17 protein-coding genes, 1 tRNA gene and 2 pseudogenes are annotated in these 16,639 nt (G+C 72.0%); 12 read left to right on the top strand and 8 right to left on the bottom strand.

The window, feature by feature from the left end; all coding sequences use genetic code 11:
* Window positions 1-86 precede the first annotated feature (86 nt).
* From AC559T_RS24365 to AC559T_RS24355, 3 genes are read left to right on the top strand one after another with little or no spacing between them, the layout of a single operon-like run.
* Window positions 87-1,259, top strand: coding sequence for an NAD(P) transhydrogenase subunit alpha (locus tag AC559T_RS24365; protein WP_498870210.1), 1,173 nt, complete (start codon window positions 87-89; stop codon window positions 1,257-1,259).
* Between the two features lie 5 nt (window positions 1,260-1,264).
* Entirely contained in the window at window positions 1,265-1,585 is a 321-nt protein-coding gene (locus AC559T_RS24360; RefSeq protein ID WP_498870209.1) for an NAD(P) transhydrogenase subunit alpha part 2, read from the top strand.
* Window positions 1,582-3,003 carry an NAD(P)(+) transhydrogenase (Re/Si-specific) subunit beta gene (locus AC559T_RS24355; RefSeq protein WP_498870208.1) on the top strand — a complete coding sequence of 474 codons (1,422 nt, stop codon included), beginning with the start codon at window positions 1,582-1,584 and terminating at the stop codon, window positions 3,001-3,003. Before AC559T_RS24360 ends, AC559T_RS24355 begins: the two co-directional genes overlap by 4 nt.
* Window positions 3,004-3,283: 280 nt before the next feature.
* Here AC559T_RS24355 and AC559T_RS24350 read toward each other — a convergent pair whose 3' ends face one another.
* Together AC559T_RS24350 and AC559T_RS24345 are read right to left on the bottom strand one after the other, a co-directional pair.
* The gene (locus AC559T_RS24350) at window positions 3,284-3,502 is read right to left on the bottom strand and encodes a dienelactone hydrolase family protein (protein WP_498870216.1); all 219 of its coding nucleotides are present in this window, start codon (window positions 3,500-3,502) and stop codon (window positions 3,284-3,286) included.
* 19 nt (window positions 3,503-3,521) lie between these two features.
* Window positions 3,522-3,982: pseudogene (locus tag AC559T_RS24345) on the bottom strand (DUF1918 domain-containing protein).
* A 134-nt stretch (window positions 3,983-4,116) separates the two neighbouring features.
* Between AC559T_RS24345 and AC559T_RS24340 the strand changes: the two are divergent.
* Window positions 4,117-4,260 (top strand): hypothetical protein, encoded by a 144-nt coding sequence (locus AC559T_RS24340; protein ID WP_498870207.1) that lies wholly within the window; start codon window positions 4,117-4,119, stop codon window positions 4,258-4,260.
* A gap of 144 nt (window positions 4,261-4,404) precedes the next feature.
* Window positions 4,405-4,722, top strand: a complete 318-nt coding sequence (locus AC559T_RS24335) for a hypothetical protein (RefSeq protein WP_498870206.1) — start codon at window positions 4,405-4,407, stop codon at window positions 4,720-4,722.
* A 125-nt stretch (window positions 4,723-4,847) separates the two neighbouring features.
* Here the strand turns inward: AC559T_RS24335 and AC559T_RS24330 are convergent.
* Window positions 4,848-4,937: pseudogene (locus AC559T_RS24330) on the bottom strand (potassium-transporting ATPase subunit KdpA); the annotation flags it as partial.
* A 165-nt stretch (window positions 4,938-5,102) separates the two neighbouring features.
* On the opposite strand from AC559T_RS24330, the gene AC559T_RS24325 reads away from it, so the two are divergent.
* Complete coding sequence (locus AC559T_RS24325; RefSeq protein WP_498870205.1) at window positions 5,103-5,312, top strand: tyrosine-type recombinase/integrase; 210 nt, start codon at window positions 5,103-5,105, stop codon at window positions 5,310-5,312.
* Between the two features lie 64 nt (window positions 5,313-5,376).
* Here the strand turns inward: AC559T_RS24325 and AC559T_RS24320 are convergent.
* Window positions 5,377-5,450, bottom strand: a tRNA-Pro gene (locus AC559T_RS24320).
* Window positions 5,451-5,610: 160 nt separating this feature from the next.
* Entirely contained in the window at window positions 5,611-6,522 is a 912-nt protein-coding gene (locus tag AC559T_RS24315; protein ID WP_071066215.1) for a metallophosphoesterase, read from the bottom strand.
* A 230-nt stretch (window positions 6,523-6,752) separates the two neighbouring features.
* Here AC559T_RS24315 and AC559T_RS24310 point away from each other — a divergent pair, with 230 nt between their 5' ends.
* Window positions 6,753-7,211, top strand: a complete 459-nt coding sequence (locus AC559T_RS24310; RefSeq protein WP_071066208.1) for a GatB/YqeY domain-containing protein — start codon at window positions 6,753-6,755, stop codon at window positions 7,209-7,211.
* Between the two features lie 30 nt (window positions 7,212-7,241).
* Here the strand turns inward: AC559T_RS24310 and AC559T_RS24305 are convergent, their stop codons facing one another.
* The gene (locus AC559T_RS24305) at window positions 7,242-9,584 is read right to left on the bottom strand and encodes a penicillin-binding protein (protein WP_498870215.1); all 2,343 of its coding nucleotides are present in this window, start codon (window positions 9,582-9,584) and stop codon (window positions 7,242-7,244) included.
* 803 nt (window positions 9,585-10,387) lie between these two features.
* Here AC559T_RS24305 and AC559T_RS24300 point away from each other — a divergent pair.
* On the top strand, window positions 10,388-10,744 hold the full coding sequence (locus AC559T_RS24300; RefSeq protein WP_071066206.1) for a WhiB family transcriptional regulator: 357 nt from the start codon (window positions 10,388-10,390) through the stop codon (window positions 10,742-10,744).
* 461 nt (window positions 10,745-11,205) lie between these two features.
* Here the strand turns inward: AC559T_RS24300 and bagB are convergent, their stop codons facing one another.
* Window positions 11,206-12,696 (bottom strand): ArsA family ATPase, encoded by a 1,491-nt coding sequence (bagB, locus tag AC559T_RS24295; protein ID WP_368951769.1) that lies wholly within the window; start codon window positions 12,694-12,696, stop codon window positions 11,206-11,208.
* A complete protein-coding gene (bagA, locus tag AC559T_RS24290) occupies window positions 12,693-13,712 on the bottom strand; it encodes an ATPase BagA (protein ID WP_071066205.1) in 1,020 nt (339 codons plus the stop codon). Before bagA ends, bagB begins: the two co-directional genes overlap by 4 nt.
* Before the next feature lie 119 nt (window positions 13,713-13,831).
* Between bagA and sp36 the strand changes: the two genes are divergently transcribed.
* The 4 genes from sp36 (at window position 13,832) to AC559T_RS24270 (ending at window position 16,465) form a co-directional block, all read left to right on the top strand.
* A complete protein-coding gene (sp36, locus tag AC559T_RS24285) occupies window positions 13,832-13,993 on the top strand; it encodes a Sp36 family protein (protein ID WP_012157776.1) in 162 nt (53 codons plus the stop codon).
* 86 nt (window positions 13,994-14,079) lie between these two features.
* Window positions 14,080-14,571 (top strand): RidA family protein, encoded by a 492-nt coding sequence (locus AC559T_RS24280; protein WP_071066204.1) that lies wholly within the window; start codon window positions 14,080-14,082, stop codon window positions 14,569-14,571.
* Window positions 14,572-14,609: 38 nt separating this feature from the next.
* Window positions 14,610-15,689, top strand: a complete 1,080-nt coding sequence (locus AC559T_RS24275; RefSeq protein WP_498870204.1) for an NUDIX hydrolase — start codon at window positions 14,610-14,612, stop codon at window positions 15,687-15,689.
* A complete protein-coding gene (locus tag AC559T_RS24270; RefSeq protein ID WP_071066202.1) occupies window positions 15,686-16,465 on the top strand; it encodes an MBL fold metallo-hydrolase in 780 nt (259 codons plus the stop codon). The genes AC559T_RS24275 and AC559T_RS24270 overlap by 4 nt, the downstream gene beginning before the upstream one ends.
* Window positions 16,466-16,639: the final 174 nt, after the last annotated feature.

The following is a 16,639-nucleotide window of genomic DNA, read 5'->3' as shown; positions in this document are numbered from 1 at the left end:
ACGCTACCGGCCCTGGACCCGGCTCGGACAAGGACGAAGAGACCCTACAGGAGACCCGGAGAGAAATCCCGAAAGGGGGTTTGGCCATGAGTCCGCTTACTGTCGGCGTAGTCAAGGAGACCGCGCCTGGCGAGCGTCGGGTGGCCATGGTTCCGGAGGTGGTCGGCCGGGCTGCTGGTTCCGGCCTCGATGTACTGGTCGAGGCCGACGCCGGGTATGCGGCCTGGTTCCCCGATGGTGCCTACGCCGAAGCCGGCGCCGCTGTCGTCCCGCGCGGCGAGCTGTTTGCGCGCGCGGACGTGGTGCTGTCGGTCGTTCTTCCGGAACCGGACACGCGTGCACTGCTGCGCGGCGGGCAGGTGCTCGTCGGGCTGCTGCAGCCGTTGCTGCACCCGCGGGTCATGGCGGAGCTGGCGGGGGTGGGGGTGACCGCGGTCAGTCTCGACGGCTTGCCGCGGACGCTGAGCCGGGCCCAGTCGATGGACGCGTTGACGTCCCAGGCGAACGTGGCGGGTTACAAGGCGGTGCTGGTCGCCGCCGACGCCTACCCGCGTTACTTCCCGCTGTTGATGACCGCGGCCGGTACCGCCAGGCCCGCCGAGGTGCTGGTACTCGGTGCGGGCGTGGCGGGTCTGGCCGCGATCGGCACCGCGCACCGGCTCGGCGCGGTGGTCCGCGGCTATGACGTCCGGCCGGAGGCGCGGGCCGAGGTGGAGTCGCTCGGCGCCGGTTTCCTTGACCTGGCCGTCGTGGTGGACGGAGCCGGCCAGGGCGGCTACGCCCGTGCGCTGACCGCCGACGAGCTGGTGGCGCAGCGGGAGGCACTGGCCGCCGCCACCATCCGTCACGATGTCGTCATCACCACCGCGCAGGTTCCCGGGCGGCGGCCGCCGCTGCTGGTGACCGAGGAGACGGTCAAGGCGATGCGGCCCGGGTCCGTGCTGGTCGACCTCGCGGCGAGTCCGCTCGGCGGCAACGTCGAGGTCTCCGTGCCGGGCGAGACGGTGGTCACCGCGGGCGGCGTGAGCGTGATCGGCGCCGGCAACCTGCCAGCCTCGATGCCGGCCGCCGCATCGACCGCCTACGCGCGCAACATCACCGCGCTGCTGGGCCAGCTGATCCACGACGGCGCGCTCGCCGTCGACCTGACCGACGAGATCCAGGCCGGGGTCGTCATCACGCACGCCGGCAAGGTCGTCCAGCCCGCCACCGCCGCGCTGCTGGCCCACAGCCCGGCAGGCCCCGAGCCCGGAGAGTGAGAAGCATGACCGAGACGCTGGTCACCGACCTGACCATCCTCATCCTGAGCCTGCTCGTCGGCTTCGAGGTCATCAGCAAGGTGCCCTCGACGCTGCACACACCACTGATGTCGGGTGCCAACGCGATCCACGGCATCGTCCTGGTCGGCGCGATGCTCGTCGCCGCGTCGGCCCACAACCCGCTCGGCTACGGGCTGGCGTTTTTCGCCGCCGCCTTCGCCGCCATGAACGTGGTGGGCGGCTACGTCGTCACCGACCGGATGCTGGAAATGTTCCGCAACCGCCCGGCCGCCCACCCTTCGCCGCACGGGAGTGATCCGTCGTGAGTGCCTCGGACGCGATGATCCACTTGCTGTTCCTCGCCGCCGCCAGTTGCTTTGTCCTCGGACTGCACCTGATGAACTCCCCGGCGACCGCGCGCCACGGCAACCTGCTGTCGGCGGCCGGCATGGCACTCGCGGTCGGGACCGCCGTCGGGCTACTGGCCCGGGACGGAACCATCACCGTCACCGGCATCCTCGTCCTGGCCGCCGGGGCACTGCTCGGCTCGGGCGTGGGGCTGTACGCGGCCCGAACCGTACGCATGACCTCGATGCCGCAGTTGGTCAGCGTGTTCAACGCGGTTGGCGGCGGGGCGGCCGCACTCGTCGCGTTCACGGACGTCGTCCGGCTGGGCGGGGCCGCCGGCCTGGCCAGCGCTTCCGGCCAGACGACCGTAGCCACCGGACTCGACGTCGTCATCGGCGCGGTGACCTTCTCCGGGTCGCTGGTGGCCGCCGGGAAGCTGCAGGGACTGATAACCGGGCAGCCAGTGGTGTTCCGCGGCGCGCGGCTCCTCAACGCGCTGCTGGCGGCAGTGACCGTCGCCGGCGTGACGGCGATCATCGCCGGACACGGCGGGAGCATCGTCCTGTCCGTCGTCGCGGTCGCCGCCGTGGGATTCGGCGTGACGATGCTCCTGCCGATCGGCGGCGCCGACATGCCGGTGGTGATCTCGCTGCTGAACGCGTTCACTGGCACGGCCGTCGCAATGGCCGGCTTTGTCCTCGACAGCACCGTCCTGATCATCGCCGGGGCACTCGTCGGCGCCTCCGGCACCATCCTGACGGTGCTCATGGCCGAGGCGATGAACCGTTCGATCCCGGCCATCATCGTCGGTGGCTTCGGCACGGGTGACTCGGCCGGCAATGCCACGGCGGCTGCCGCGGCGCCGGTGCGCGCTCTCGCGGCCGATGACGCCGCTCTCCAGCTCGCGTACGCATCCAAGGTCATCATCGTCCCGGGCTATGGGCTCGCGGCCGCGCGGGCGCAGCATGAGGTGGTCGAGCTCGCGGAGTTTCTTGAACAGCGCGGAGTGGATGTCTGCTACGCGATCCACCCAGTGGCGGGCCGGATGCCTGGCCACATGAACGTGCTGCTCGCCGAGGCACGCGTCCCCTACCCGCAGATGAAGGAGCTGGCCGAGGTCAACCCGGAGTTCGCCCAGGCCGACGTGGCCCTTGTCGTCGGCGCGAACGACGTGACCAACCCGGCGGCCCGGCGCCCGGGCAACGCGATCTCGGGAATGCCGATCCTCGACGTCGACCACGCGAAGAGTGTCATCGTCATCAAGAGGTCGATGGGCCACGGGTACGCCGGCATCGACAACGAGCTCTACACCGACCCGAGGACCGGGATGCTCTTCAGCGACGCGAAAGCAGGTCTGACCGCGCTCACCGCCGCAATGAAGACCTTGGTGCACTGACCATTCCTGGCGGCCCACCCTGCGGTCCGCACGCACTCGTCGAACACCGATTCGTTGAAGTCGTTGGGGTGGCGGGCGGGGGGAACCGGTATCCCAATGCTGGTACTCGACGTCGACGAAGAGGTAACGGGCGTTTGGGAAGGTGGGCACCCAGATCGGGCGCCCAGATGAATGATCTCCAGGTCTTAAAAGAAAGCTGGCGGTCCTCGCCGTCGCCGACGTGGTAGTCGGATGGGTGGTCGGCGGCGGGGGCTCGGCGCCGGTGCTGGGGCCACAACGGTCATCGAGGGGGCGGGAGGACCTCGTCGAACAGCTCGAGCATCGCGCGCCAGGACTTCTCGCTGGTACGTCGGTCGTACCGGGCCCCGGGGCGCGTGTCATCCGCGGCCGGGTTCGTGAAACCGTGTGCTGTGCCGCCGTAGAGGTTCATCTGCCAGTCGACCCCGCCGTCGCGCATCTCCCGCTCGAACGCGAGGCGCTCCTCGGGCGAACCACAGATTCACCCACCGGGTCGCCCCTCAGCGGGTGCTGCCCACCGGCTCACCGTAGTGGTGGATCCGCGCGTCCGGGCCCGGGTAGAGGTAGCTCAGCCTGCCGTCGGACCAGCGGACCAGGAAGGGGGATCCCCCGCGGGCGTCGCGACCTCGAGGATCTCCCCGTCCCGCTTCGCGCCGTTCCCGACGGCGGCGCGAACGACGACGGCGTCGCCCACCCGCGCCTGCCACCGGCTGAGCACCCGGAGACGCGGGCGCAGCGCGTCGAGCGGCAGGGGCAGACCTCCCTCGTGGTGGGGATGCCCGATCTCCTCGGCGGCGACGGCACCGAGCGCCGCGGTGCGCGGGTCCGCCGCGGCGGCGAGCAGGTCGTCGAGCGGGACTGCGGGGGCGACGACCCGCAGCGCCAGGTCGCGGTCCGTCACGATTCCCGCCAGGCGCTCCTCGTCGACCATCAGCAGCGATCCGACACCGGCCCGGTCCATCAGCTCCGCGGCTTCCCGGATCGGGGTCCGGGGCCGGCACCGTCACCGGCGCCCTGAACGTAATCTCACCCGTCATGGGGACCTCCTCCCACAGGACCTGCCACCGTTGATCCAGGACTGGGCGGAGGGGTCTCGTGGCCCAGGCCGAACAGCTTGTCGAGGAACGCCCAGAGGAAGATCCAGCCGAGGCTGACCCGGGTGACCGCGAGCAGAACGTCGACAGCAAGACCGTGGGTTCCCGGGTGATGGTGTCGGGGGTCGAACGGCCGTCCGCGTGAGGTACATCCCCCGCCTGTGGGCGGATGGTCCCGTACGGATGGCGCATCCGGGCACAGGTGGACAGTGCAGGCCTGCCATAAGGCCACGCCGGTCGGGACTTCCGTCGGTCGCCCTGGTCTGGGGCCCAGAATCATCCTGAGCTCATGAGCCTCCTGGGCGCCAAGCGCTCCCGCCGACTACCGGCCCAGAAGACCCCCGCTGACCCGGCCGTCCAGCTCAGCAGGGCAGTCGCCCCCTGTCCGCCGATCGACCCGGCCGCCCGGTCGTGCTGCTGCCCGAGCGAGCCCGTTGCGCAGGTCGTCCTGCCCGCCCAGAGCGGACGACCGCGGGAGGAAATCCTCCTGTGTGCCCACCACCTGCGCGCATCGTCGGGCCGGCTGCGTGCGTTGGGCGTGCCGGTCTATGACCGGGCCGGTCTGCCCCTCGACAATCCGGACGCGACCTTCACAGCCGTGCACTGACACGCTGGCGGCTGCGCCCGCCGGGCCTACGGTTGGTAGCGGTAGCCCATCCCGGGTTCGGTGGTGAGGTAGCGCGCGCCAGCCCCGAGTCCGCGATCCTCTCCGCGGTCATCTTCAACGCCCTCGAGCGCCGTGTTGTACCAGGTGGTGTTCACCGTGATCCCGGCGAACACCGATCCGTTGTTCTTCCCAGCCGAGGTGAATGCGTAGAGGACGCCTTATCGACCTGGTGAATGGCGCCGGTGAGTCGGACGGGATGGGCGCACCCGTTGGTGCGCTGTTGCGGCGGGAGTTACCTGGCAGGAGTCGGGCCTGTTCATCACCGGCCGGTACGGCACGGCGGTGGAACCGAGGAGGTTCGATCGGGCGTTCGCCTGCGGGTGAGCAAGGCCGACGTCCCGCGGATCACAGTGCACGATGCGCGCCGCACCTGCGCGTCGCTGCTCGTGGATCTCGATGTACATCCGCGGGTGATCATGCGTGTCCTGCGGCACGCGAACATCGACGTCACGATGGAGATCTACGCGCAGGCGTCGTCCGCGAAAACGCGAGAGGCGTTGAACCGGCTGGGCGAAAACCTTGATCGATGAGCCTACTGCTGTACATGCGTCAGGGGCGTGACCCGATTGTGCCGGATCATGCCCCTGACCTGGGTCGGGGTGGCGGGATTCGAACCCACGACCTCTTCGTCCCGAACGAAGCGCGCTACCAAGCTGCGCCACACCCCGCGACCGTGGCTCAGTGTACTAGACGCAAGGATCCGAGTGGCGTGCCGGGGTGCCCCGGTTTTCGGAACGGTCCACCGGGCCGGCACCGGCGCTCCGCCGGCTCGCCCGCCCTCCAGCCCGCCCTCGGGACCGCCGGCCTGCCCTCCGGGGACGGCACGGATCAGCGACGTTCGGTGAGCGTGAGCAGCGTTGCCTCCGGGCGGCAGTTGAAGCGGAACGGGGCGAACGGTGAGGTACCGAGCCCGGCGGACACGTGCAGCCAGGAGTGCCGCCCGCCCGCCGCGTGCCGCGACAGGCCCCAGGCCCGCTCCCGGCCGATGCCGCAGTTGGTGACCAGCGCGCCGTAGCCGGGCAGCCGGATCTGTCCGCCGTGGGTGTGGCCGGAGAGGATGAGGTCGACCCCGTCCGCCGTGAAGGCGTCCAGCACCCTGGGCTCGGGGGTGTGTGACAGGCCGAGCGCCAGCGCCGCGCCCGGCTCGGGCGGGCCGGAGACCAGGGCGAGCCGGTCGCGGCGCAGGCGGGCGTCGTCGACCCCACGCAGGTCGAGGGTGCGGCCCCCCATGTCGATCGTGCCCCGGATGTTGGTCAGCTCACGCCAGCCGCTGGCCGTGGCGAGCGCGCGGGCGAAACCCGCCCAGTCGAGCGCCGGGCCCTTCGGCCCGGGCGTGTTCGTGCGTTCGAGATAGCGGTGTGGGCTGCGCAACGTCGGTGCGTGGTAGTCGTTGTTGCCCGGCACGAACAGGCCGGGGAACGTGAAGAGCGGGTCGAGCGCGGCGAGCAGCGGGGCCTGGGCCCGGGGGTGCGAGAGCACGTCGCCGGTGAGCACGACGAGGTCGGGGACCAGCCGGGCCAGATCCGACAGCCAGGCGAACTTGCCGTGCTGGTTCGGGGTGACATGCAGGTCCGAGATGTGCAGCAGGCGCAGAGAGGTACTTCCCGGCGCGAGAACCGCCACCTCGCGCCGGCGCAGGGTGTAGGCGGTCCGCTCGTAGACGCCCGCGTAGAGCGCGGTGCCGAGACCCGCGGCCGCGAGCCCCGACACCGCGCGGACAGTTCCCCGGCTCGGTCGCATCGGTCGCATCGCTCCAGTCTCGCCCAGCCGCACGACGGCCCGGCTGCCCGGTGCCACGCCCGCGGACGTGTCCGACCACCCCGGCGGACAGGTCCCGCCACCCCGGCGGACGTCCCCGGTCGCGTCGGCGCCGTCTACCAACGGCCGCACCGGCGCGAACCGGACCAGCGGCTGCACCTGAACGGAAACCGCGTGGCCGCCGGTGCGGGCGGGCCGTAGGCTCGGCGACCATGAGCACACTCAAGGAGCGGCTGCGCGAGGATCTCACTGTCGCCATGCGAGCACGTGACGACCTGCGCCTGTCGACGCTGCGCCTTGCCCTCGCCGCGGTGAAGGACGCGGAGGTCGCCGGCACCACCGCCCGGGAGCTCGACGACGCCGAGGTCGAGAAGATCCTGGCCCGGGAGGTCCGCAAGCGCCGGGAGGCCGCGGAGGCGTTCGCCGCCGCCGGGCGGCCCGAGCAGTCCAGCCGCGAGAACGCCGAGGGTGACGTTCTCGCCGACTACCTGCCCAGCCAGCTCGGCGAGGACGAGCTGCGAGCGATCATCGACGAGGTGATGGCCGAGCTCGGGCTCACCGGCATGAAGGCGATGGGCCAGGTGATGAAGGCCGCGCAGGCGCGCATCGCCGGCCGGGCGGACGGGAGGCGGGTGTCCGAGCTCGTCCGCGCGCGGCTGAGCGAGTCCTGACAGCCGGATCCCGCCGCGCCGCGCCGGCCTTCAGTTCCGGAGCTGGTTGCGCAGGTCCGGCAGCCTCGGGATGCCTGCGCGGCCGTCCCCCGCCGGTGGGGCGGCGGGCTGGCCGGGGCGTGCGCCGGCGCCGTTCGGCAGCAGCACCGCGCCGGTGAGGCCGCCGGACACCTGGAGCACCACCTCGGTATCCATGGAGACCTCCCCCCCGGGCTCGGGAGCCATGCCGACGACGATCCCGGGCGGGGCCACGTGCGGCACGGTCTCCGAGCGGACCCGGAATCCCAGCGAGCGCAGGGCGTACTCGGCCGCCTGCTGGCTCTGCCCGCGGACGTCCGGCAGGGCCTTCTTGGGCACCTGCGGCTGGGTGTTGTCCGGCGCCGGCAGTGGCATGACGGGCAGCGCCAGGCCGTCGATCGTGCGCGTCATCGTCCGGGCCCAGATCTGGGCCGGGAATCCGCCGCCGAACACCACACGGCTGGTGAGCACGTTGCGAAGCTGATGAGTCGTCGGGCCGCGCGGGTCGGCGAGGGTGACCGCGGTGGCCAGCTGCGGGATGAAACCGGCGAAGGACGCCGTGCTGAATGCCTCGGCCGTTCCGGTCTTGCCCGCCGCCGGACGTCCGATCTGCGCGTTCCCGGACGCGGTCCCGTGGTTGATGACGCCCTGGAGAACCGAGGCGACGGTGTCCGCGATCCCGGGGGCGAGGACCTGTTCGCATGGCTTTCCGGTGTTGAAGGCCAGCGGACGGTCAGCCGTCCCGACGCGCTGTGTGATCGAGAGCACTGTGCGGGGATAGCAGCGGTTTCCGCGGGCGGCGAGCGTCGCGTAGGCGGTGGCGAGGTCCAGCGTGCTGATCTCGTTCGAGCCGAGGATCGCAGAGCCGTCGACCGGTCCGATCCCCCCGCCCCTGCACTCGGGGTCGTTCTCTTCGTTCGGCCGGATCCGGCAGGAGGAGACGCCTAGCCGGCGGGCCATCTCGGCGGTCTTCATGACACCGAGACGCTCGGCGAGCTGGATGTAGTAGGTGTTGACCGAGTTCCAGGTCGCCGTGGTGAGGGAGTAGAAGCCGTCCTCGCTCGGGTCGGCGTTGCTGTAGCAGTTCTTCCCGCCCGGATCGGGGTTGGGGAAGCGCTCCGAGCGATAGCACAGCGGCGAGTGGAAGGTGGTCGACAGCGGGATGTTGTTCTCCAGCGCGGCGGCCAGTGTGAAGACCTTGAACGTGGAGCCGGGCGAGAACGAGTCGGGGTCGACCGGGTAGATCTCCTTGGTGTGGACGAAGTCGGCGGTCAGCGCCGGCGGCTGGTTGTCGTCCGGCGTGCCGTAATCCCGGTTCACGGCGAGCGCCAGCACGTTGCCGGTGCCCGGCTGCACCATCGCGACGCCGGCGGCGACCCGGTTCCCGGTGGGGATCACCTCGCGTGCGGACGTCTGCGCCGCGCCCTGCGCGACCGGGTCGAGCGTGGTCCGGATGGTGAGCCCGCCCTCGAACAACAGCCGGCGGGCGTCCTCGGGGGTGGCGGCGAACGTCCGGTCGGCCAGCAGCACCTGGCGGACGTAGGAGCAGAAGAAGGGGGCTGAGGAGTCCTGGCAGGCGTCCGGTGACCGCGCCGGGCGGTTGAGGACGAGTTCCTCGGCCCGGCCCGCCTTCCACGCGGCGGCGTCGAGGTGGCCGAGCTCGCGCATCCGGTCGAGGACGATGTTGCGGCGTTCCCTGGCGGCCTGCGGGTGAAGCGCCGGGTTGTACGCGGTGGGGTTCTTCACCAGGCCGGCCAGCATCGCCGACTGGGTGACGCCGAGCTGGCTGACGTCGATGTTGAAGTAGTGCCGGGCGGCCGCCTGGACGCCGTACGCGCCGTCGCCGAAATAGGCGATGTTGAGGTACCGCTCGAGGATCTCGTCCTTGGTGAGGTGTTCTTCCAGATACAGCGCGTAACGGGCTTCGCGGAGCTTGCGGTCGACCGTCTGCTCGGTCGCGGCCGCCTTTTCCTCCGGTGTCCGGGCGGAGGCCAGCAGGACGTTCTTCACGTACTGCTGGGTGAGGGTCGATCCGCCCTGGGTGACCCCGCCGGACTCCTGGTTGGCGAGGTACGCGCGGATCATTCCGCGGTAGTCGACGCCGGTGTGCTCGTAGAAGCGCGCGTCCTCGATGTCGATCATCGCCTGGCGCATCTGCGGCGGGACCTTGTCCAGGGTGACGATCTCGCGGTCCTGCTCGCCGCGCAGCACCGCGATCTGGTGTCCGGCGGCGTCCAGGATGCGTGAGGGCTGGGCCAGCGGGGGGACGGTCAGATTCGCGGGGAGAGAAAGGAAATGGTCCGCGCCGCCCTTGGCGGTCATGCCGGCCAGGCCGATGACGGGCAGCGCGAGCATGCCGACCAGAACGCCCGCCGCCACGCTGGCGGTGAGGACGCCGAGCAGCCGTTTCGGTGTGACTCGGCGGCGGCGCGCCGAGTCGGGCCCGATATGCCGTGAGGCTGGGCCGGAGGCCGGCGCGGACAGGCCTGATTGCCACGTGGACCGCGCGTCGGCCGCGCCGCGGAGTTTCGACCGGATCACGCCTGGACCCACCGTGGCGCCGGGAACGCTCCGAACACGGGGTGCACGGGGTACGCGGGGAACACGGGGAACACGGGGAACGGCTGGGTGCACGGAACGCCCCGGGGCTCGGTCCCGGCTTCGGCGACCGGCGCTTCACCGGTGTTTCGGCCTGGTATGAACACTGAGCCCGGGACCCCCTGCTCGAGTCCTCCGCTGCCGTCGACGATGCCCGCCTTCGTCAGGTGCCCGCACCGGCCGCGGCCGAGGCGCTGATCCAGTACTGCGCTGACCCAAACACCGTGCCCGCCCGGGGCCCGCCAGTCCAGGACTGTGGTCCCGCACACTGCCCGCCCGGGACCACACGGGCACACACGGCAAGGCGTCCGAACGGCTACCTCATCGAGCTAAGACTACGACGCCACAGCAAGGTCACGGTTGCGTCACCGAAGTGACACACGGGCGTCACAGATCGCACTACTGCGGCGATCGGGATCAATGGCCCGGACTAGTCATTTGGACAACCACCCGTGTGGGGTCTGTGCCGTGGCCACGCCACTCCGTACGGTTTCGGTTCAACGCCACGTCACCACCCGCACGGGCCCCCTGACCCGGACTCGAGAAGAAAGGCAGGTGGCATGACCAGTAGCCTGACCCCACCCGTCAGCCTGTCACGCCGTACCAGTACGACCGGGCTCGTCGGCTCCACCACCGACGGCGACTGGACGGCCCACGCCGCCTGTCGCGACCTCGACCCGGATGAGCTCTTCGTCCAGGGAGCGGCCCAGAACCGGGTGAAGACCAGGTGCTTCGGGTGCGTCGTGCGCACCGAGTGCCTGGCGGACGCCCTCGACAACCATGTCGAGTTCGGCGTCTGGGGAGGAATGACCGAGCGGGAGCGCCGCGCGCTGCTCCGCCGCCGTCCGGACGTCACGTCCTGGCGGAAGCTGCTCGCGGACGCCCAGGCGGATCACCGCTCCGCGTCCGCCGGCTAGCCCGGCCTCGAGCCCTCATCCGGAGGTGTCCGACGACAGCGGGGTCGAGCGGACACCACCACCCCGAACGTGACACCAGCAGTACACAGTTGTTTCCATCCGAGTCGCGTATAGCCCGGATGGGCGGTGAAGTCTCCACCAGTGGCGCTGGTCCCCCGCAACATCCCGGGCAACACGTTCCTGTGTATGGCCCGGACGGGCGGAGGCCCTCCTTGGACCCGGGTTCACATCGCACCGGCGCGATTCCCGGGGCCGTCATCTCAGTGCGTCAAGCCAGTTCAGTGCGTTGAGTCAGTGCATCGAGCGAGTGCATCGAGTTCCGTACGCGGTCCCCGACGGGTCCCGCGGAACGACCCTTCGTGCCTACGGCAGGACCCCGCCAGGTGCCTACGCCAGCCACCTCCACGTCGGCCTCCCCCAGAACATGCGCCGTGCGCTCCCACCCGCCGTTCCCCGGCCGGTCAGCCGGCCGCCGCGGCCCGTTCGTCCCCGGCGAGCGCGCGACCGATCTCCCGCAGCCCGGCCAGGTCGTGGACGTCCTCGGACAACGCCTCGACCTCGACGAGTGCCGTGTCCGGATGGGCACTGGTGAACCGTTCACGCAGCCGGACCTCACGTTCGGCGAGCCGCGCCCGGTCGGCGTGGATACGCAGCACAGCCGCGGCCAGCGGATGCTCGCCGTGGTCGGTGAGATTCTCAGCGGCGGCCAGCCCCCGCTCGACGGTCAGCGCGGAGGCGGCGCAGAAGTGCATCCTGTTGACGATCAGTCCCGCGAGCGGCATGCCGTCCGCGTCGAGCCGGTCCACGAAGTAGGACGCCTCCCGCAGCGCGGCCGCCTCGGGCGCCGCGACCACCACGAAAGAGGTGCCGGGCGCCGCGAGCAGGCGGAACGTCTCGTCGGCGCGGGCCCGGAAACCGCCGAACATCGTCTCCAGCGCGGCCACGAACTGGCTCACGTCGGCCAGCAGCTGCGCGCCGAGCACCTTCGTGATGACCCGGGTGAACATGCCCAGGCTGGCTCCGATGACCTTCGCGTACGCCCGGCCACCGGCCTTCGCGGGCGCCAGCAGCAGGCGCAGCAGGCGCCCGTCGAGGAAGTCGCCGAGCCGGTTCGGCGCGTCCAGGAAGTCCAGCGCCGAACGGGTCGGCGGGGTGTCGACGACGATCAGGTCCCAGGAGCCGCTGGCGTCGAGCTGCCCCAGCTTCTCCATCGCCATGTACTCCTGCGTACCGGCGAAGGACGACGACAGCGACTGGTAGAACGGGTTCGCCAGCAGCGCCTCGGCCCGTTCGGGCGTGCTGTGGTCGAGGACGATCTCGTCGAACGTCCGCTTCATGTCGAGCATCATCGCGTCGAGACGGCCACCGGCGGCCGGGTCGACCCCCGCGACCTCGCGGGGGTTGTTGTCGAGCGCGGTCAGGCCGAGCGACTGCGCGAGGCGCCTGGCCGGGTCGATCGTCAGTACCACCACGCGCCGGCCACGCTCGGCGGCGCGCAGCGCGAGCGCGGCGGCGGTCGTGGTCTTGCCGACCCCGCCCGACCCGCAGCACACGATGATCCGCTCGGTGTCGAGCATGGCGTCGACGTCCAACCGCGGGACCCCGAGCGGATGCGGACGCGGCCGCGGCCGGCTCGGCGCCGTCCGCTGACCCCGTCCCGTGGCCCTACGGGCCCCGGTCGCCTTCCGCGGCGATCCGGGCGTCGCCTTCGCCCGCCCCGTGGTGGTCTTCTTCCCCGCAGCGCGTGATCCCGTAGCGCGTGCCCCCGCGGCGCGGGTCGGCTTCCCGGCCGTCGCGCCGGAACCACTCTCACCGGCGCCATCGCCGCCACCGGACGGCGGCCCGCCACCGGCCCGCCCGCGGCCGCCCGTGGAGCCACCGGCCGTGTCCATGCCGGTGGTCGGGTCCATGCCGGTGGTCGGGTCAGCCGGGTTCTCGCCCGCGGGGGTCATGCCACCATCCGCTGGGCTCGGAGCATCTCGGCGAACCGGTAGAGCGAACCGAGATCCACGCCGTCCGCCAGCAGCGGCACCTCGTAGACCGGACGTCCCAGCGCGGCGATCTCGGCACGTTGCGCCGTCTCCAGCGCGACCCGCTCGGCGTGCTGTGCGGCCTCCCAGGCCAGGTTCGAGATCAGTTCCTCGGTCGGCTCGATGCCGGTCTCCTTGATGCCGGTGGCCAGTTCCTCGCGGTCGAGCTGGCCACGCCGGGCCAGGTCGAGATCGCCGGGGGCGAGCAGCGGGCTGCGCACCATGTTCACCACCACCGCGCCGACCGGCAGGCCCACCTCGCGCAGCTCCCGGATGCCGTCCACCGTCTCCTGGACCGGCATCTCCTCGAGCAGGGTGACCAGGTGGACCGCCGCCCGCTCGGGCGCCAGCACCGCCATCACGCTGTCCGCCTGTGCCCTGATCGGGCCCATCCGCGCCAGCCCCGCGACCTCCGCGGTGACGTTCAGAAAACGGGCGATCCGGCCGGTGGGGGGCGCGTCGAGCACGACCGCGTCGTAGGCGAGCCCACTCGGACGGGTGCCGTCCGGCCGGTTGACGGCCTCCTTCACCTTGCCGGTGAGGAGCACGTCACGGACACCGGGGGCGACCGTGGTGGCGAAGTCGACGGCGCCGATGCGGCCGAGCGCCCGACCCGCGCGGCGCAGGTTGTAGAACATCTCGAGGTACTCCAGCAACGCCTCGTCCGCGTCGATGGCCAGTGCGAAGACCTCGCCGCCGCCGGGCGCGCTCGCCACCTTGCGCTCACGGTAGGGCAGCGGCGGGGTATCGAAGAGCTGGGCGATCTGCTGGCGCCCCTCGACCTCGGTCAGCAGCACCCGGCGCCCCCCGGTGGCCAGCGCGACGGCCAGCGCGCCGGCGATCGTGGTCTTTCCCGTGCCGCCCTTGCCGGTGACGATGTGCAACCGACAGTCCCAGGGGCCGGCGGTCGCCGCTGGCGCGTTGTCGTCACCGGTCACGTGCTCGACCGTACCCGTGGGCCGCCGATCCGGACTGCCACGCCCCGGACCCTCGTCACGGCGGCCACACCGCCTACCCAACCGGGTGGCGGTCCGCGGATGCTCTAGGGTCCATCGTCATGCAGACCAAGTGGGAGTACATGACTGCCCCGCTCCTGATCCACGCCACCAAGCAGATCCTCGACAACTTCGGTGCCGACGGCTGGGAGCTCGTCCAGGTCGTCCCCGGGCCCAACCCGGAGAGCCTGGTGGCGTACTTCAAGCGGCCGAAGTCCCAGTAGGGACGTCCACCCGCGACGGGACGGTCGTCTCCGCCCCGTCCCCTGTTCCCTGACGTGCCCTCCTCGACAGAAGGTCGACTCCGACGATGACCGCTCCCGTCCCGCCCGCGGCCGCCACGACGCCGTCCGGGCGGCTCGCCGAGCTCGGGCTGGTCCTCCCGGCGGTGCCCACCCCGGCCGGGGCCTATGTCCCCGCGGTGCGTGACGGCGATCTGGTCTGGACCGCGGGGCAGCTCCCGCTGGTGGCCGGGAAGCTGCTGGCGTCCGGCCTGGTCGGTGCGGAGATCACCGCCGAGCGGGCCGCTGAGCTGGCCCGCGTGTGCGCGCTCAACGCGCTCGCCGCGGCCGCGGCCGCGGCCGGTGGCCTGGACACGATCACCCGGATCGTGAAGGTCGTCGGCTTCGTCGCGAGCGCGCCGGGATTCGTCGGCCAGCCGGTCGTCCTGAACGGCGCCAGCGAGCTGCTCGGCGCCGTCTTCGGTGCCGCCGGACTGCACGCGCGCTCCGCCGTCGGGGTCGCGGCGCTCCCGCTGGGAGCGCCCGTGGAGGTGGAGCTCGTCGCCCGCGTGGCCGGCTGACCTCGGCTTCTGTCGGCCGTACTGTCTACCATCAGGGGATGGCTGATCATCAGGCGGCAATCGTCGCCCGGTTCGGCGCGTCCCGCCGGATGGAACCGGAGGAGGAACTCCGGCTGGCTCGGCTGGCCGCCAACCCGGCACCCGCCCGGGACGCGGCGACCGTTGTGCTCCTGCGCGACGCGCCGGCCGGTTCCGGCATCGAGGCCTACCTGCTCAGGCGCACCCGGGCGATGTCGTTCGCGGGCGGCATGCACGTCTTCCCGGGCGGGCGGGTCGACCCGTCGGACGCCGCCGAGGATCTCCCGTGGGTCGGGCCCTCCGTCGAGGAGGCGATGCCGGGGCTGGACGACGATCCCGCCCGCGCGCGGGCCCTGGTCTGCGCGGCCGTCCGCGAGACCTTCGAGGAGTGCGGCGTCCTGCTCGCCGTACCGACGGGCACATCCGTACCAGCCAGCAGAGCCGCACCAGCCGGCGGAGTCGCGCCGGCCGGCGGAGCCACGCCGACGGGCAGGAACGTGCCGGCCGGACGTGTCGACGCGGCGGGCGGCGCTGCCGGTACCGGCGATCCGGGCACCGGCGATCCGGGCTGGGCCGCCGAGCGGCGGGCGGTGGAGAGCCACCGCAGTGGCCTCGCCGAGCTGCTGACCCGCCGCGGGCTGGCCCTGCGGGCCGACCTGCTGGCCCCGTGGACCCGTTGGATAGCCCCCGAGCTGGAGCCACGACGGTACGACACCAGGTTCTTCGTCGCCGCGCTGCCGGCCGGGCAGCTGCCGGGCGAGCTCGCGACGGAGCTCTCGACCGAGGCTGACGGAATGCTGTGGATCCGTCCGGCGGAGGCGATGGAGCGGTTTGTCGCCGGCGAGATCGGCATGCTCCCGCCCACCGCCTTCACCCTCGCGGAGCTGTCGGCCTACGACGACGTCGCCGGTGCGCTCGCGGCCGCGCGCACCCGCGACCTGAAGCCGATCATGGCGAGGATCGTCGCCCGCGACGGCACCTGGCAGCTGTCGTTCCCACACCTGTTACCGCCGGACGGTGCCCCCGGCACCGAGCCGGGCACGCCTTCGGGAACCGCCCCGGCACCGGCCGCGGGCACCCGCAGTGGTGTCCCGCGGTGACCGCCCTCCGCCGGGTCACGAAGCTGGCCTCCGTCGTCCTCGCGCCGAATCCCGGCCCGATGACCCTCGACGGCACGAACACCTGGATCCTGCGGTCACCGGGCGACGCCGGCTGCGTGGTGGTCGATCCCGGCCCCGACCACGGCGAGCACCTCGCCCGGGTCGCGGCCGCCGGCCTGGTGCGCACGATCCTGCTGACCCACGGCCACTCCGACCACAGCGAGGGCGCCGCGACGCTGCACGCGCTGACCGGGGCGCAGGTGCGCGCCCTCGACCCAGCGCACCGCCTCGGCTCGGAGGGCCTCGGCGCCGGGGACGTCGTCGCCGCCGCCGGGGTCGAGTTGCGGGTGCTGGCCACCCCTGGGCACACCTCGGACTCGCTGTCCTTCGTGCTGGCCGGCGACGACGAGCACCCGGCCGTGCTCACCGGCGACACGATCCTGGGGCGCGGCAGCACGGTCGTCGCCCATCCCGACGGCCGGCTCGCCGACTACCTCGCGAGCCTGCGCCTGCTGCGCGAGCTCGGCGACACCACCGTGCTGCCCGGCCACGGCCCCGAGCTGCCAGCGGCCGGGCGGGCGGCCGAGGCATACCTGGAGCACCGGGCCCGGCGGCTCGATCAGGTGGTCTCCGCGTTAGCCGATCTGGGTGCGTCGGCCGAGCAGGTGACGCCGATCGACGTGGTCCGGATCGTGTACGCGGACGTCGACGTGGCACTCTGGCCGGCGGCCGAGCTGTCGGTACGGGCCCAGTTGGACTATCTCCGCCCACGCTGAGCCACCCGCCGCCGCGCGCGCGGGGTCACCCCGGCGCACGCCGGTCCGCCACGCCCCGCGCAGGTCAGGGCCCCGGCGGCGGTCACCGCGGGTAGCCGGCGGGGCCGGTGTGGACGTTCAGAGACTGGCCGCAACCTGCCGAAAGACGCGGGTCATATCCCGGAAACCGGGTAG

Origin of the sequence: Frankia sp. Hr75.2, from assembly GCF_949319125.1 — a bacterium.
In the GTDB taxonomy this organism is placed as follows: Bacteria; Actinomycetota; Actinomycetes; order Frankiales; family Frankiaceae; genus Parafrankia; species Parafrankia soli.
This window is presented reverse-complemented; position numbering and strand designations above follow the sequence as displayed.